Genomic DNA, 15,623 nt, shown 5'->3' with positions numbered 1-15,623 from the left:
AATCGCGAATATTTCCGAATTTTTGACGTCAACGTGTAATATTTTGGATTGAAATTGGCGAAATCCTGGATTTCTTGGAAAAATCGTGCAAAACAAGAATTTCGACCCCACAGACCTGCAGATCCTGGCCGCCTTGCAGGTCGACGGACGGCTGTCCAGCGCCGATCTGGCCGAACGCGTTTCGCTCACTCCCTCCCCTTGCTGGCGGCGCGTCAAGCGCCTGGAAGACGAGGGCGTGATTCGCGGCTACCGGGCCGAGGTCGACGTCAAGAAGCTGGGCTTCGGCGTGACCGCGTTCGTCTGGATTTCGCTGGACATGAAGGGTGCGGAGCACGTCAAGGCGTTCGAGGACGCCATCAAGGACGTGCCGGAAGTACTGACCTGCCATTGCGTGTCGGGTCGCTACGATCACCAGTTGACGGTGATCGCCCGCGATTTGGACGCCTTCGGCGATCTGGCGCGCTACGTACTTGGCGCCTTGCCGGGCGTGAAGGAGGTCTACACCTCCTTTGTGCTGAAGGAGGTCAAAGGGTTGGGAGATGCGATTTCGTTGCCGGCGGGATGATGCCGGGAACGCGCCGGCAAAGCGCGGCATGCCCCCAGGGATTGCTCGCCGTCAGCCTGCGCCGAACCGTTCCAGCCAGGGCAGCGCCGCATCCAGCCGCGCGGACTCCACTTCAGGCCGCGCCGCGCCTTCCGGCAACGTCAGTCCCACCCGGTTGTGCCAATACGTGCGCAAGCCCACCTTGCTGGTGCCGAACATGTCATAACCGGACCCGGCGACGAATGCGGCCTGCGAGGGCTGCACCTGCAATTGCGCCAATGCCAGTTCATAGGGGCGCGGATCGGGCTTGTAGAAACCTGCTTCCTCCGACGTCACCACCACGTCCCAATCCACCCCCAGCAAGCCGGCGGCGCGCCGCCCCAGGCGGGCGGAACAGTTGGTGACCACGGCCAGACGGCAATGCGGCCGCAAGCCCTGCAACAGTTCTCGGGCGCCGTCCCATGCAGGCAGTTCGTCCCAGCCCGCTTCCAGCGCGGCCGGCGCCGCCGCCGGCAGGCCGACCGTGGACGCGGCCTCCTGCACCAGGCGCTCATAGGGTTGATAGGCGCCGCAGCCATAGGTGCGGCGCAGGTACTCCGCGCGCCAGGCCCGCCCGGCGGCCTCGGAGCCGGCGGCGCGGTTCCATACGGTCCAGGAGTCGAGCAAGGCCGTCAGCAGGTCGAACAACACGGCGCGGGGATAGGCGGGTAAAAGGACGGTACTGGACATGTGCGGCTCTCTCGGACGGGTACGGAGCCACTATAAAGAGCATCGGAGCCGCTGTGATTCAACCTGCGTTTACCCACCATTAAGCCTGAACTTAATCGCCCTACCAGCGGTAAGCCACCCGCGCCATGACAGTCCGCTCCAGGCCGTAATAGCAGTTGGTCACGCTGTCGCACGCCGCCACATAGCGCTTGTCGAACAGGTTGCTGGCGTTCAACGAGAACTGGTAGCTCCCCATGTCATAGCGCAGCGCAGCGTCCACCAGCGTGTAGGCAGGCACCTGCACCGCGTCCGGGATGTCATTGGTCGAACCCATGTAGCGCACGCCCGCGCCAAACCACAGGCCGGCCAGCGGTCCCGTGGCCGACAGGCGGTAATCAGCCCACAGCGACGCCATGTGATCGGGAATGTAGGGCGGACGCTTGCCCAGATTGACCGCCGTCCGCGCCGCCTTGGTCACCTTGACATCACTGTATGTATAGGACGCGAGCAGGTTCAACTGCGGCGTGACTTCCCAGGTGCCTTCCAGCTCGATGCCGCGCGAACGGATTTCACCGGTCTGCACGCTGAAGCCGGGATGGGCCAGGTCCGCCGTCGACACATTGGTCTGGCGCAGATCGAAGAGCGAGACTTGCGCGAAGCTGCGGGCGCCGGCCGGCTGATACTTCAGGCCGATCTCATACTGCTTGCCGCGCGTGGGTTCGAATGGCGTGCCGCCGTAGCCCGCGCCCGCCACCGGCTCGAAGGACTCGGTGTACGACGCGTAGGGCGCGAGACCGTTGTCGGCCAGATAGACCAGCCCGACCTTGCCGCTGAACTGTTCGTCATTGGTGCGCGTCGTGGTTTCCACGCCGGTACGCAGGATCGTCTCACCGGTGGTGGAACGCGCCCAATCGTAGCGGCCGGCCAACTGCAGCACCAATTTGTCGTAGAACTTGATCTGGTCCTGCGCATACAGGCCGAACTGCCGGCGCACCTGGTTGGTGTCGTTGGACGCCTGCGGCGTCGCGCCGGGAAACGGCCGGCCATACGCCGGGTTCCACACATTGATCGGGTCCACCGCGGCCGTGCGCAAGCCGTAAAGCCGGTCGAAGCGCGATTCCTGGTAATCCGCGCCCAACAACAATGTATGCGCCACTGGTCCATGAGACAGGTTGAACTGCGCCTGGTTGTCCAGCGTGAACAAATGGAAGCCCTCTTTGCTGACCAGCGAAATGCGGCGCAGGTCCGTGTAGGGCTCGCGCGTCTGCACCCAGCCGCCGTTCGCCCCCAGGCTGCGGTAATCGACGTCCAGCGTGGAATAGCGCAGGTTCTGGCGCAGCGTCAGCTGGTCGTTGACCCGGTGCTCGGCCTGGTAGCCGATTTGCGCCTTGCGCCGGTCGGTCTGGTCAAAGGTCGGGTCGCCCGTGAAGAAGTCCACGGGGATATGGCCGTTGGCAACAGGCCAGAGCGTGCCTGCCGCCGGCAGGAAGTTGGCCGTATTGCCTGTGCGGTCGTGCTGGTACTGCGCCAGCAGCGTGATCGAGGTCGCCGCGCTCGGCTTCCAGGTCAGCGACGGCGCCAGCAGGACGCGGTCGTCGTCGACGTGATTGGTCTGCGTGCCACCCTCGCGCCCCACCGCCGTCAGACGGTAGAGCCAATGGCCCGCATCGTCCAGCGGGCCGGTGAAGTCGCCCGAAACCTGCTTCCGATCAAAGCTGCCGTACTGCACCGCCAGTTCGCCACTGCGCGTCTCCAGCGGACGCTTGCTGACCTGGTTGACGAGACCGCCGGGCACGGTCTGCCCGTACAACACGGACGAGGGGCCGCGCAGGACTTCCAGGCGTTCCAGCGTGTAGGGATCGACTTCCCAGCCACCGTAGCCGCCTGAGTAGGCCAGCTTCAGGCCGTCGAGATACTGCCCGTTGTTGGCGACATTGAAGCCACGCACGTAGTAAGTGCCGCGGCGCGTGTCATAGATGGGCTCGGTACGCACGCCCGCGCTGTAGCGCAAAGCCTCGTCCACGCGGCTGACGCCCTGCGCCGCCATCTGCGCCTGCGAGATGACGCTGATCGACTGCGGCGTCTCGATCAGCGGCGTATCGGTCTTGGTGGCTGTCGCGCTCCTGCGCGCGACATAACCGTCGACCGGCCCCCAGGCCTGCTCGCCGCTGCCATGCACGGTGATCGGCTCCAGCGTGCTGGTGGAGGCGCCGGGCGCGCGCCTGATGGTGTATCCGGCCTGGCCGCGCGCAACCGCCTCCAGGCCGGTGCCGGCCAACAGCCCAGCGAACGCCTCGCGGGGCGCCACCGTGCCGGACAGGCCCGGGCTTTGCAGCCCGGCGGTCAACGCCGGATCGAACGACAGGATCAGGCCAGCCTGTTCGGCATAACGGTTCAGCGCTGGCGCCAACGGGCCGGGCGGCACATCGACCGCGCGGGCGGCCGTCGCGGATGGCGCTGCCAGCGGCTGCGCCCAGACAGGATGAAACGCGGCCAACGCGGCCGCGGCGGACAGCGCGCGCAAGGCGCGCGCAGCAGACTTGGAATGACTCATGAGCGGACGACCCTCTCCAGATTGATGGCTACTCATGAGTCATGACGAAGCAAACCGCGCCAGGGGCAGCGGAATGCAGGATTTTTTTTCAACGGCGCTGCACCAGCACCAGCCAAGGGGTGTATCGGCTGACCGTAATGGGGAGGCTGGCCGCCAGCGAGGCCAGCGCCTGATCAGGCGCTTCCAGCGGGAACACCCCCGACACGCGCAAGCCGTCGAGCGCGCCTGCGTCGTATTGCAGCCGCCCCTTGCGGTAGCGGCCCAGCTCCGCCAGCACGTCGGCCAGCGGCTGGTTGTCCACCACCAGGCTGCGCCGCGTCCAGGCCAGCGCCTGCTCCGGATCGACGGATTCGACCTCGCCGACCTGACCGCCGCCCATGCGCACGCGCTGCCCGGCCGCCAGGTCGGCGCAAACCGGTGCGGACGCCTGGGCGCAGGCCCGCACGCGGGATTGCTGCACGATGACGTCGGTATGTCCCTCGCCGCGCCGCACGGCATAGCGGGTGCCTAGCGCCTGCGCGGTGCCGTCCGGCGTCCGCACCACGAAGGGCCGTCCCGCGGCCTCGTGCGCCACGTCGACCAGGATTTCGCCTTGCCGCAAGGTGATCAGACGCTGGCGGGCATCGAAGCGCACGTCGATGGCCGAATCGCTGTTCAGGGTGATGCGGCTATGGTCGTCCAGTTCGATGACGCGCCACTCGCCGACTCCGCTGCGGTGATCGGCCAACAGCCAGGCCGGCGGCGCCATGCGCCAGAGCCCGGCACCGCAGACCAGCAGAGCCAGCGCCGCCGCACCCAGGGCGCGGCGGCCAGTCCGCGGCTTGCGGCTGGACTGCTCCAGGATGCGCCGGGCCGCCGCGGGAGAATCAAAGGCTGCCGCCTGGTCGAAACTGCCCCAAAGATCCTCGAGCCGGCGGTAGACCTTCTCATGCTGCGGATCCGCCGCCCGCCACCGCCGACAGGCCTCGCGGTCGGCGTCGCTGGCGCCCTCATCGCGCAGCGTGGCCATCCATTGCGCGGCGTGCTCCACGATGGCAGGAACGGCACCGGCCTTCACGCCGCCTCCATCGCCAGGTAGCAATGAGCGAGCGCGCGCGCAACATACTGCTTCACCATGCTGGTGGATACGCCCAGTTCGGCGGCGATCTCGCCGTAGTTCCGCCCTTCCAGCCTGTGCAGCAGGAAGGCGCTGCGCGGCTTGGCGGGCAAGGTATCGAGCATGCGCGCCAACGCCGCCAGGATCTCCACGGTTTCGAGCAACTGCTCAGGCGCGGGCGCCGCCTCGCCGCCATGCAGGATGGCCCAGCTCTCCAGGCACACCGCCTCGAGCTTGCGCCGGCGCGCGTCGTCGATCACCAGGCGGGTTGCGGTCGTTGTGAGATAAGCGCGCGGCGTCCTGATCGCCGCCAGATCGTCGCGGCCGATCAGCCGCACAAAGGTATCCTGCGCGAAGTCGGCCGCATCGCAGGACGAACCCAGCTTGCGGCGCAGCCATCCGACCAGCCAACCGTGATGATCGCTGTACCAGGTCAACAAGGCCGCGTGGCGGGCAGTATCGGGAGCGGACATGGCACGCGCGTCGGGATTTGGAAATAAGAATGATTAGCAATCATATCAAAAGTCCGTGTCCCGCCATCCCGCTTTTCTCAATGGCGCAGCGCATGCATTTTTCATGGCTCCCGCGAGCCGCACAGCCTGCCGCCGCGCGCTTGAACAGGAAAAACATAAAGGCCGTTGACGGTGACGTCAACGGCCTTTGGGAATTCTGGTGGGCTGTGAGTGGCTCGAACACTCGACCTACGGATTAAGAGTCCGCTGCTCTACCAACTGAGCTAACAGCCCTGCAACTTCACTCAATTTCGTCCGCTTTGCTGCGCGTTTTTTAATCCGCTGCTGCTGCGCTTCGTTACGTGTGTAGTGCGAAGAAGCAAGATTATATGCAGCTTTTTTGGTTTGTGCAAGTCGCCCCGAAAAAACTTTCAAACAGGCCGCATCAGGCGGCGTAGCCGCCGTCCACCGACAAGCTCGCGCCCGTGACGTAGCGCCCTTCCGGCCCGGCCAGGAACGCCACCATGCCGGCGATGTCGCGGGCTTCGCCGTAGTGCGGCAGGGACAGCACAGCCACCAGATCTGCCGCATGCGCGCCGTCGGCGGGATTCATGTCGGTGTCGATGGGACCGGGGTGCACCACGTTGGCGGTGATGCCGCGTGCGCCCAGGTCGCGCGCCAGGCCCTGGGTCAGGCCGACCAGCGCGGACTTGCTGGCGGCATACAGCGCGACGCCGGCGCGGCCGGCGCGGCCGGCCAGGCAGCTGCCGATGTTGATGATGCGGCCGCCGTCCGGCATGGAAGCCTGCGCCACCTGGATGGCGACGAAGGGCGCCCGCACGTTGATGTCCATGGTGCGCTCGTAGTCGTCGAGGCTCGTCTCGCCGATGGCGCCGGTGAGAAAGATGCCGGCATTGTTGACCAGCACGTCGATAGGTCCGAGCTCGGCAATGGCCCGTTCGACCGCGCCCCGGACGGCGGCGGCATCCGCGGCGTCCGCCTGGATGGCCAGCGCGCGGCGCCCGTCCACGGACAATTCGCGCGCCAGCGCCTGCGCGGTGGCGGCCGAGGAAGCGCTCACGTAGGTGAAAGCCACGTCGGCCCCGTCGGCCGCCAGGCGGCGCACGATGGCGGCGCCGATACCCCGGCTTCCACCGGTGACAAAAGCAACTTTTCCAGTCAGGTTCGACATTGGCATACCTATATTTGTAGTGATCAGTACAAATATATTCGCCGAGCCAGCCAACGTCCGTCAACTATTTTTTTATCAATCACCACAAAAATCCCTGCCGGGTAAAATCATGCCCATGGCAGAACGTGGGCGCCCCCGGAACTTCGACCGGGCCCAGGCCTTGCACAAGGCCATGGACGTCTTCTGGTCGAAGGGATATGACGGAGCATCGCTGACCGACCTCACGGCGGCGATGGGCATCAATTCGCCCAGCCTCTATGGGGCATTCGGCTCAAAGGAAGGACTATTCCGCGAAGCGGTTGAGCTCTACCGCGAAACCGAGGGCGGCGCGGCGCGGCGCGCGCTGCAAGACGCGCCCACCGCCCGCGAAGCCATCCAGTCCATGCTGCTGGCATCGGCGGAACGCTTTACCGCTCCCGGCACGCCGTCTGGCTGCATGATCGTGCTGGGCGCGCCGGCAGGCTGCATGAATCAGACCGGCGTGGGCGATTTCCTGGGCGACAACCGCCGCGAAATGCAAAGCCGCATCCTGGCCCGCCTCAATGCCGGCGCATCCCATGGCGAACTGCCGGCCAGCGCCGACCTCAAGAGCCTGGCCGCCTTCTACACCACCGTGCTGCACGGCATGTCGATCCAGGCGCGCGACGGCGCCACCCGCAAAACCCTGCAAGCCGTGGCCAGACAGGCGATGTGCGCCTGGGATGCGCTGACCGCGAGCCCGCCGTCCTCCGGCTTGCCGCAAGGCCGGGTCCGCGCCTGATGGATCGCGTCATGTTCCGGATCGATCTGCGGCGTCTCATCCTGTGGATCTGCCTTTTTTCGGTCGTCCTGGCGCTGGTTGGCAGCCTGCACGCGAGCTACGTGGTGCAGCGCGACCTGCTGCTGCATACCGCACTGGAACTCAACCGGGCCTATGCCTCCAAGCTGGCATCCACCACCGAGATCTTCCTGACCGATCTGAGGCGCTATCTGTCATATAGCGCCGAAATGCTGGCCGACATGGAGACCCATCCCGAACACATGGCGGCCGAGACGCTGCGGCAGGAGCGGCAGCTGGCCCACTTCAACTCCACCTTTATCGTCTCGCCTCAAGGCAAGGTGTTGGCGACATCGACGTCGGGCCAGGATTTGCTGGGGCAGCAGCTGCGCAGCGAAGCGACCAAAGAGGCGATAGCCAATCAGCGCCCGACTGTCGGCGCCGCCTACATAGGCCGCCAGAACCGCTGGATGATTCTCTACACCCACCCGATTTTTTCGGCCGACGCCCGCTACCTGGGCTTTTTCGGCGGCGCGTTCTACCTGCATGAGCACAATGCGCTGGACCATCTGCTGAATCAGCATTTCTATCGTGGCGAGTCCTCGCTGTACGTCCTGGATCGCAACGGCGCGCAGATCTACCATTCCGATCGCAGCAGCCTGGGGCGGATCGTCCCTTCGCCAAGCGACTTCGCCGCCGCCCTGCGCGGCGAAACTGGTGAAATGCGCTACACGGATGAACATGGCCGCGAAATGCTGGCAGGCTATGCGCCCGTGCCGAGCATGGGCTGGAGCATCATCGCTCAACGCCCGGTGGATGCCACCTTGCAGCCCCTGAGCGATCTGCTGCTGGCCACGGCCCGCCAGACCTTGCCGCTGCTGCTGCTGTCGCTGGCGTCCATCTGGCTGTTGTCGCGCTGGATCGCCCGGCCGCTGGGGGAACTGGCCAGCATCGCCACGCATATGCAGAACCCGGACTCGGCGGACCGCATCCGCCATGTGCGCTCGTGGTACTCGGAAGCCGCGCAGCTAAAGCGCGCGCTGCTGATGGGGCTGGCCTCGATCCACCACAAGATCCGCGACCTGCGCCGCGAGACCACCACGGACACCTTGACTGGCTTGTTGAACCGGCGCGGCCTGAACGAGGCCCTGGCGCTGTTGCAGGCCGAGGAACAACCGGTGGCGATCGTGGCCATCGATATCGACCACTTCAAGCACATCAATGACCGCCATGGCCACGCGGCGGGCGATCGCGCGCTGCGTGAGCTGGCGCAATTGATGAGTGAAGGATCGCGCAGCGGTGACACCCTTGCGCGCGCAGGCGGCGAGGAATTCGTCATGCTGCTGCCCGGCGCGCCGCTGGAGGCTGCGATCGGTCTGGTGGAACGGCTGCGCCTGCGTATCGCAGCCGAGCCCGGTGTGATCGCCATTCCGCTCACTATTTCGGCCGGCGTCGCGGCCTACCCGGAACACGGCGCGACGCTCGACGCCACCCTGCAACGCGCGGATCAGGCCCTCTATTACGCCAAGAACCATGGCCGCAACGCGGTCTGCGTCGCGGACGACAACGCCCAGGCCGGCGCGCGCATGGCGTCGCCGGGCTGAGTCGCCTATTTGCCCTTCGCCGTGGCGGGCGCGGGCGCCTTGGGCGGCTTGCGCATCTGTTCGAGCAAGGGGCCGCAGGCGTTCTCGTCCGTGGTGCTGGGCGCGACCAGGGCCAACAGACCGGCAGCCGGCGTCAGCAACACCCCCAAAGCGACCATGCCCGCGCCGCGCGCGGCTAAAGGCAGCACGTGCACGCCCACGTCCGGCGAGCCGAAGGTGCCGCGGACGTACAAGGGAGAGCGCAGCGAGAAGATACGGAAGCCCTTGCTGTCCGGAGTAATGTCCATGTCCAGCTTCTCGTTCTTGAAGTCGGCCGTGCCGGTGATGCTGATGAGCGCGTTCTCGGTATCAAACACGAACACCCGCGGCGTCATGACGCCGCTCTTCATTTCCAGGTCGGCCGCGCCGCAGTTGATCTTCACCTCGTCGTCGCCGAACAGTTTGGAAACGACGTAGTTACCCACGTTGAGCCCCGCGATCTCCATCAGGCTGCGGCTGATCACGCCGTCATTGACCAGCATCTTCACATCGCCCGTCGCCGTGCCCAACAAGGCGGCGACCGAATTCCCGGCGCCGCTCACCGCCATGTCTCCATTCAGCTCGCCCAGCGTTTTCTGCATGGCGGCGGTGCCGGGAAAGAGCTGCTTGAGCCGCAGGCGGCGCGCGCTGATGTCGACGCGCCCGGTCAGGGTCGCGCCGGAGCCATCCAGGCGTATGGTGGAGTTGATGTTGCCCCCGGCCATCCCGAAGCGCAGGGGTTCCAGGGCCAGCTTGCCGTCCTGCAACACCAGATGCACGGACAGGTCCGACAGCGGCAACTTGCTGTCGTGCACGATGCGGCCCGCATCCAGCGAGACGTCGGCGTCCATGTCGCGCCAGCGGTCGGTTCGAAAGGCCTGGGTAGGCAGCACCTTGCCGCCCTTGGGCTTGGCCGGCGCGTCCTTGGCCTGGTCCGTTGCCGCGCCCGCGACCTTGCCCGACGGCACGCCGATCAGCGGCCCCAAGTCCTCCATGCGCAACTGCTTGGAGGAAAGCTTGCCGGTCAGCTTGGGCCGCGGCATGCCCAGCGCGAAGCTGATGTCGCCATGCAGATCGCTATTGCCCACCTTGCCGTTGAAGCCCTTGTAGTCGAACACCGCGCCACCGGGATTACGCAGCTTGGCCACCAGATGGCCGTCGGTGGAATACGGCGGCGTGTCCGGCAGGGTGACCCCGGTTAGCGGATACAGCTGCGCCATGGATGCGCCCGACAGCTTCAGCCGCAGGTCCAGCGCGCCGAGGTTGACCGGGTCGGTCAGGGTGCCGGCCACCGACGCCCGGGTGCCGCCGATAGCCACGTCCGCCTGCACCGGAAAGGGTTGCCTGGCGTCCTGCAGGGCCAGCATGCCGCCGACCTTGCCTTCGCCCTTGGTGACCAGGCCCTTGTACTTGCCGTCCAGCTTCCAGCCGAACACATAGTCGCGCGGCGACGGCGCGGCGCCGCCCTCTTCCGCCGCGAAGGCCGCGCCGGCCACGTCCGCGAACGGCACCGGCTTGCCCAGGGGATCCACCAGCACGGTCAGGTCTGCCTTGAGGACCTCGTCCACCAGCCCCACACGGCCCTTGTCGAAGCCGATCTCGTTGATATCCAGCACCCAAGGCGACGGTTCGCCGGTTTCCGGCAGGGTGAACTCCCAGTTGGCGCGGCCGTCGGCCAACCGCTGCAGGTCGGCGGCGGGTTCGGTCAGCTGGATGCGGCGGATGACGACGCGCTGGCGCAGCAGCGGCAGTAGCGCCAGGCTGAGCTCCCCGCGCTTGAGGGTCGCGAACTGCGGCGCCTTGGCCCAGGGCGCGTTGCCCACCGATATGTCGTTGGCGATGATGTGCGGCCATGGCACCCAGGCGCGCCAGCCGCCCCCGTCGGAATCACGCCCCCATTCAACGCTGAGATCGCCGTTGATGGCGAAGGGGCGTCCGATCGCGGCGCTGGCCCGCTCGTTAATGAAGGGCTTGGCGCGGTTCCAGTCGAAGGTGGCGATCACCACCACCAGTACCGCCACGAGGAGCGCCGCTCCCCCTACAATCCCGATCGCTATTTTTCCAGAGCGCGTCATGGTTATTATCCTTGGCATTGCGGCCGGCGTACCGCTGCCGGCTCCTGTTACCTCCAAGGGTATCGCGGCCCGCGGCTTGGTCCGGCGTTGCCGGCCCCATAATGTGTGCGGATTTTTCCAGGCTCGGCGCCCTCGCGAAGCCGCTCGGCACGCGTTGCCCGGGGTTTGCCCAGCATGGCGCGTGCCTGGCCGCGCAGTTGCCAGTTACAAAACGAAATGGCTGCGCGCTGCGAAATGTGACCCGAGCACTGGCGCCTACCGAATTTTCGACGCCGGCACCGCTCAAATGCCTGAACGACAGACCCCGGCCCATCGGACCGGGCAGCAGAACAACCTGGAGGCCCGATGCGGCATTCGACCTTGATTTTCGTGGTGGCGGCGTTTGCGCTGCTGACGCTCAGCCGCCTGGCGCTGGCCGCCTGGCAGTCCAAGCGCGTGCGCGATGCCGGGGGGCTGATCCCCCTGCTGCTGGGCGGACTGCGCATCGATGCGCACCAGATCGCCGTGCTGGCGGCGCTGCCGGCCGTGCTGTCGCCTTTGTTCGGCCACATCCCGCTGGCCGCCACCCTGGCCGGCTACTGGTACCTGGTCGCTTTCATCCTGCTGGCCTTCCTGGAAGTGGCCACGCCGCCCTTCATCATCGAATACGACTCCCGCCCCAACCGGCTGTTCGTCGAGTATCTGAAACATCCCCGCGAAGTCTCCGGCATGCTCTGGCGCGGCTACAAGGGCGCGCTGGTGGGCGGCCTGGCGGTCGTGGCGCTGATCGGCTGGGGCGCCTACGGCCTGTTCGGCCACGCCCAGCCCGACGCGCCGCTGAGCTGGTGGCAGATGCCGCTGGCCAGCCTGGCGATCCTGGCCATCGTCATCCTCGCCATCCGCGGCACGCTGGGCCATCGCCCCATCAACCCGTCCTCGGTCGCCTACAGCTCGGACGGCATGCTCAACACGCTGGCGCTGAACTCGCTCTACAACGTGTTCTACGCCGTCTACAGCATGAAGAACGAAAAGTCCGCCTCGGCCGTGTACGGCGGCATGGACGACGACAAGATGCACGGGCTGGTGCTGGCGCAGGCCGGCCTGCCCAACCCGCCCGCCAACCCGGACTACCCCAGCCTGCACCGCCAGCCGGCCAGCCGCAAGACGGCGCGGCCGCTCAACCTGGTGATCATCCTGGAAGAAAGCCTGGGCGCGCAGTATTGCGCCGGCCTGGGTGGCGCCGACCTGACGCCGGAGCTGGACGCCCTGGCGCGCGAGGCCTGGACCTTCACCCGCGCCTACGCCACGGGCACCCGCTCGGTGCGTGGACTGGAAGCGGTGGTCACCGGCTTTCTGCCCACCCCCGCCCAGGCGGTGCTGAAGCTGCCGCGCTCGCAGCGCGGCTTCTTCTCGCTAGCCGACCTGCTCGGACGCCATGGCTACCACTCGCGCTTCATCTATGGCGGCGAATCGCACTTCGACAATATGAAGGGCTTCTTCCTGGGCAACGGCTTCAAGCAGATCGTGGACCGCTCCGACTTCGTGGATCCGGCCTTCGTCGGCACCTGGGGCGCCTCGGACGAGGACATGTTCAACCAGCTGGACCGGCTGCTGCGCGAAGACGGCGACCAGCCCACCTTCACGCTGGCCTTCAGCGTGTCCAACCATTCGCCCTGGGAGTACCCGGCGGGCCGCATCCAGACCGACGGCAACCCGGCCACCGTGGAAAACACCGTGCGCTACGCCGACTGGGCGCTGGGCCGGTTCTTCGAACGCGCCAAGGCCTCGCCGTACTGGGAGAACACCGTGTTCCTGGTAGCGGCTGACCACGATTCCCGCGTCTTCGGCGCCAGCCTGGTGCCCGTGCGCCACTTCCACATTCCGGCCGTCATCCTGGGCGCCGGCATCGAGCCGCGGCGCGACGACCGCCTGATCAGCCAGATCGACCTGGCGCCGACCCTGCTGTCGCTGATAGGCGTGGACACAGAGCATCCGATGATCGGCCATGACCTCACCCGCAGCACGCCGGGCCGGGCCATCATGCAATACGACAGCACCTACGGCTACCTGAAGGAAGACGAGCTGCTGGTGATGGCGCCCAACAAGACGCCGCTGCAGTACCGCTATACGGCGCCCGAGGAATACGCGCCCATGCCGCTGGATCCGGACCTGGCCGCCGAAGCGCTGGCGCATGCGCTGTGGCCCAGCTGGGCCTATCGCGAAGGCCGCTACAGCCTGCCAGGCCAGGCTGCCGAATCGTCCGGCTCCAGCGAAAAGCCGGCCGCCTGAACCCCCGCCCGGCGGCCGCTACGCCGGCCGCTTGAACGCCTTGCGGGCCTTTTCGCTGGCGGCGTGGCAATGGCAATCGGGGCTGTGGTCATTCACCATGCCCACCGACTGCATGAAGGCGTAGACCGTGGTGGGCCCGACGAACTTCCAGCCCAGTTTCTTCAACGCCTTGGACAGGGCCTCGGATTGCGCCGAAGTCGAGGCGCCACGCGTGGACGGCGCCCCTTTTGGCGCTTCGAAGCGCCACAGGTAGGCGCCCAGCGAGCCCTCCCGCTCGATCATCTCCAGCGCGCGGGCGGCATTGTTGATCACGGCTTCGATCTTGCCGCGATGGCGCACGATGCCCGCGTCGCCCAGCAGCCTCAGCACCTCTTTTTCGCCGAAACGCGCCACCTTGGCGGGTTCGAAGTTGGCGAAACCGCGGCGGAACGCGTCGCGCTTGGACAGGATGGTGCGCCAGCTCAAGCCCGACTGGAACCCCTCCAGGCAGAGCTGCTCGAACAGCGCCCGGTCGTCGCCCTCGGGGTAGCCCCATTCGGTATCGTGGTAGGCCATGTATTCGGCGGACGTGTCCACCCAGCCGCAACGGACCAGGCCGTCGGGGGATTCGGTTTTGGCGTTCAAGGGCAGGCTCCTGGCCGCTATCGGGGCTACCGATGCTACCGCAGCAACGTCCCCGATAAAAGGGCAAAAAAATCATGGCGGCCGCCGATCATATCCCGCTAATATTTGCAGCCCTGATCCCGCGCCGGCCCTGTCCACGCGCGTCCCGGCGCTGTATGGGGGTCCGCGACACGCGGCCCGTTTTGCGAGCTTGCCGGGGCCTGGACAGGTTTTCAGCCTTCCGCGCTCCATGACCCTGCTAGAGTCCTCGCTCATCTCCTTCGTCTCCCCCGCCGTGCTGGCAGGCGACGATCCGGCCGCCAACCCCTGTCTGGACTGCGGGGCATGCTGCGCGCATTTCAGGGTGTCGTTCTATTGCGGCGAACTGGCCGGCGAAAACGGCGGCCACGTGCCGGTAGAGCTGGTCACCCAGATGAGTCCGCTGCGCGCCTGCATGAAGGGCACGGAAACCGGCGGCGGCCGCTGCATCTCGCTGCGCGGCGAACTCGGCCAGCCCGGCATCCATTGCGCCATTTACGAGAACCGCCCCACGCCTTGCCGGGAATTCGACATCTGGATGCCCGACGGTTCGCCCAACCCCGATTGCCAACGTCTGCGGCTGACGCTGGGGCTGTCCCCGGTGCCGCCGCGGCCGGACGCCGAGAACGACCCGCAAGGCCCCATGCACCCCGACCAGCCCGCCGCAGCCTGAGGCAACAGCTTTCAGCCCGCGCAGGAATGGCTGGCTTGCGCCAGCATGGCCGGCGTGGGATGGGTATCGGCGTCGGGCACGCGCGAACGTCTGCGCATCCGGACGATGTCCGGGTCCTTGCCCAAAAATCCCAGGACGTTGCGCATCACGCGCTCGCGCTCCTGATCCACACAGATCATGTGATAACTGTCCTGCAGCATCACCACCGTCGCCTCCGGTATGCGCCGCGCCAGGAAACGGGCTGAACGCGGACTGGTCAGTTCATCCTCTTCCGCGTGCATGATCAAGGTGGGACAGCGCATGCGCTCCAGCCCCCGCTGGACCATGCCGCGCAGCCGGTCCACCTGGCGCACGCAAGCCAGCGGCACCCATTGATAATGGAAGCCGTCGCCGCGGGCAAATCCCGCCTTGATGAAAGCGCGCACCAGCTCGCTCTTCACGCCGTATGGATCCTCTTCGCGCACCCGCATCCGGCGCGGCAGGCCCGGCAGGCGGTACACCAGATAACGCAAGGCCCGATACCAGGGCGTGCTCCATCCGTCCAGGAATACCGGCGCGGACAGCGACACCAGCGCGCCCCGCGTGTGCGATTCGCGCTTGCACAGTTCCACCGCCAGCAAGGCGCCCAGGCACATCCCGATGACGTGCAGCACCTCGTACTGCGCGCAGAGTTCGCGATAGCGCTGCGTGACCACCGCCATCCAGTCCTCGACCCGCACATCAAGCAGGTCTTCCGGACAGCCGGCATGGCCGGGCAAGGTCACGCCGTGGGGCTCGATCCCGGCGCGCGCCAGCACCTTGTGCATGGCGCCCATGTCGAATTCGGTGCCGCCCAAGCCGTGGATGAGCAGCGCGCCGACGCGTTGCTGGCTCACGGCGCGCTCCTGGCCGGCGCCAACGCAAGAAAAAACAAGTCATTCATGAAACACCCCTGATGCATGGCGGGCAGGACGAAAAGTCCTGTCCAACCCTGGCGTCATACTAGGCAAGGGGTGCTCGGGAAGATCGGCAAAACTGTCGGAGAACCGTGAAGATCCGTA

General features: G+C 66.5%; 13 protein-coding genes and 1 tRNA gene. 5 read left to right on the top strand and 9 right to left on the bottom strand.

The features are described from left to right. Nucleotides 1–85: 85 nt before the first annotated feature. Complete coding sequence (locus AC3WOB_RS20255) at nt 86–565, top strand: Lrp/AsnC family transcriptional regulator (RefSeq protein WP_013391589.1); 480 nt, start codon at nt 86–88, stop codon at nt 563–565. A 51-nt stretch (nt 566–616) separates the two neighbouring features. Here AC3WOB_RS20255 and AC3WOB_RS20250 read toward each other — a convergent pair whose 3' ends face one another. The 6 genes from AC3WOB_RS20250 to AC3WOB_RS20225 form a co-directional block, all read right to left on the bottom strand. Continuing rightward, nucleotides 617–1,273, bottom strand: a complete 657-nt coding sequence (locus AC3WOB_RS20250; protein ID WP_492275997.1) for an HAD family hydrolase — start codon at nt 1,271–1,273, stop codon at nt 617–619. A gap of 100 nt (nt 1,274–1,373) precedes the next feature. Then, nucleotides 1,374–3,806 (bottom strand): TonB-dependent siderophore receptor, encoded by a 2,433-nt coding sequence (locus AC3WOB_RS20245; protein ID WP_492275996.1) that lies wholly within the window; start codon nt 3,804–3,806, stop codon nt 1,374–1,376. Between the two features lie 88 nt (nt 3,807–3,894). Further along, nucleotides 3,895–4,863: a FecR family protein gene (locus AC3WOB_RS20240; RefSeq protein WP_492275995.1), complete on the bottom strand. Its 969-nt coding sequence runs from the start codon at nt 4,861–4,863 to the stop codon at nt 3,895–3,897. Then, on the bottom strand, nt 4,860–5,375 hold the full coding sequence (locus tag AC3WOB_RS20235) for a sigma-70 family RNA polymerase sigma factor (RefSeq protein ID WP_492275994.1): 516 nt from the start codon (nt 5,373–5,375) through the stop codon (nt 4,860–4,862). Before AC3WOB_RS20235 ends, AC3WOB_RS20240 begins: the two co-directional genes overlap by 4 nt. Nucleotides 5,376–5,572: 197 nt before the next feature. After that, nucleotides 5,573–5,648: transfer RNA gene (locus AC3WOB_RS20230), tRNA-Lys, on the bottom strand. Between the two features lie 151 nt (nt 5,649–5,799). After that, the gene (locus tag AC3WOB_RS20225) at nt 5,800–6,546 is read right to left on the bottom strand and encodes an SDR family NAD(P)-dependent oxidoreductase (protein WP_492275993.1); all 747 of its coding nucleotides are present in this window, start codon (nt 6,544–6,546) and stop codon (nt 5,800–5,802) included. 115 nt (nt 6,547–6,661) lie between these two features. Between AC3WOB_RS20225 and AC3WOB_RS20220 the strand changes: the two genes are divergently transcribed. Next, entirely contained in the window at nt 6,662–7,306 is a 645-nt protein-coding gene (locus AC3WOB_RS20220) for a TetR/AcrR family transcriptional regulator (RefSeq protein WP_492276172.1), read from the top strand. Nucleotides 7,307–7,317: 11 nt separating this feature from the next. Then, entirely contained in the window at nt 7,318–8,907 is a 1,590-nt protein-coding gene (locus AC3WOB_RS20215) for a diguanylate cyclase (protein ID WP_492275992.1), read from the top strand. A 5-nt stretch (nt 8,908–8,912) separates the two neighbouring features. Here AC3WOB_RS20215 and AC3WOB_RS20210 read toward each other — a convergent pair whose 3' ends face one another. Beyond that, complete coding sequence (locus AC3WOB_RS20210) at nt 8,913–11,000, bottom strand: AsmA family protein (RefSeq protein ID WP_492275991.1); 2,088 nt, start codon at nt 10,998–11,000, stop codon at nt 8,913–8,915. Between the two features lie 345 nt (nt 11,001–11,345). Between AC3WOB_RS20210 and AC3WOB_RS20205 the strand changes: the two genes are divergently transcribed. After that, nucleotides 11,346–13,268 carry an LTA synthase family protein gene (locus AC3WOB_RS20205; protein WP_013391580.1) on the top strand — a complete coding sequence of 641 codons (1,923 nt, stop codon included), beginning with the start codon at nt 11,346–11,348 and terminating at the stop codon, nt 13,266–13,268. Between the two features lie 18 nt (nt 13,269–13,286). Here the strand turns inward: AC3WOB_RS20205 and AC3WOB_RS20200 are convergent, their stop codons facing one another. Beyond that, nucleotides 13,287–13,892, bottom strand: a complete 606-nt coding sequence (locus AC3WOB_RS20200) for a DNA-3-methyladenine glycosylase I (RefSeq protein ID WP_013391579.1) — start codon at nt 13,890–13,892, stop codon at nt 13,287–13,289. A 229-nt stretch (nt 13,893–14,121) separates the two neighbouring features. Here AC3WOB_RS20200 and AC3WOB_RS20195 point away from each other — a divergent pair, with 229 nt between their 5' ends. After that, complete coding sequence (locus AC3WOB_RS20195; RefSeq protein ID WP_013391578.1) at nt 14,122–14,583, top strand: YkgJ family cysteine cluster protein; 462 nt, start codon at nt 14,122–14,124, stop codon at nt 14,581–14,583. 11 nt (nt 14,584–14,594) lie between these two features. Here the strand turns inward: AC3WOB_RS20195 and AC3WOB_RS20190 are convergent, their stop codons facing one another. Next, nucleotides 14,595–15,458: an alpha/beta hydrolase gene (locus AC3WOB_RS20190; RefSeq protein WP_013391577.1), complete on the bottom strand. Its 864-nt coding sequence runs from the start codon at nt 15,456–15,458 to the stop codon at nt 14,595–14,597. Nucleotides 15,459–15,623 lie beyond the last annotated feature (165 nt).

The sequence above is a fragment of the Achromobacter sp. FW305-C-30-7 genome (genome assembly GCF_058783105.1).
Note: the sequence above shows the minus strand (reverse complement) of the source record. Positions and strands in the feature narration are given on the sequence as shown.

Excerpts from the sequence above, each read along its gene's own strand:
- AC3WOB_RS20215 (WP_492275992.1), top strand. The coding sequence starts at position 7,318 with ATGTTCCGGATCGATCTGCGGCGTCTCATCCTGTGGATCTGCCTTTTT.
- AC3WOB_RS20225 (WP_492275993.1), bottom strand. The coding sequence starts at position 6,546 with ATGTCGAACCTGACTGGAAAAGTTGCTTTTGTCACCGGTGGAAGCCGG.
- AC3WOB_RS20250 (WP_492275997.1), bottom strand. The coding sequence starts at position 1,273 with ATGTCCAGTACCGTCCTTTTACCCGCCTATCCCCGCGCCGTGTTGTTC.
- AC3WOB_RS20195 (WP_013391578.1), top strand. The coding sequence starts at position 14,122 with ATGACCCTGCTAGAGTCCTCGCTCATCTCCTTCGTCTCCCCCGCCGTG.
- AC3WOB_RS20220 (WP_492276172.1), top strand. The coding sequence starts at position 6,662 with ATGGCAGAACGTGGGCGCCCCCGGAACTTCGACCGGGCCCAGGCCTTG.
- AC3WOB_RS20245 (WP_492275996.1), bottom strand. The coding sequence starts at position 3,806 with ATGAGTCATTCCAAGTCTGCTGCGCGCGCCTTGCGCGCGCTGTCCGCC.
- AC3WOB_RS20235 (WP_492275994.1), bottom strand. The coding sequence starts at position 5,375 with ATGTCCGCTCCCGATACTGCCCGCCACGCGGCCTTGTTGACCTGGTAC.
- AC3WOB_RS20205 (WP_013391580.1), top strand. The coding sequence starts at position 11,346 with ATGCGGCATTCGACCTTGATTTTCGTGGTGGCGGCGTTTGCGCTGCTG.
- AC3WOB_RS20210 (WP_492275991.1), bottom strand. The coding sequence starts at position 11,000 with ATGACGCGCTCTGGAAAAATAGCGATCGGGATTGTAGGGGGAGCGGCG.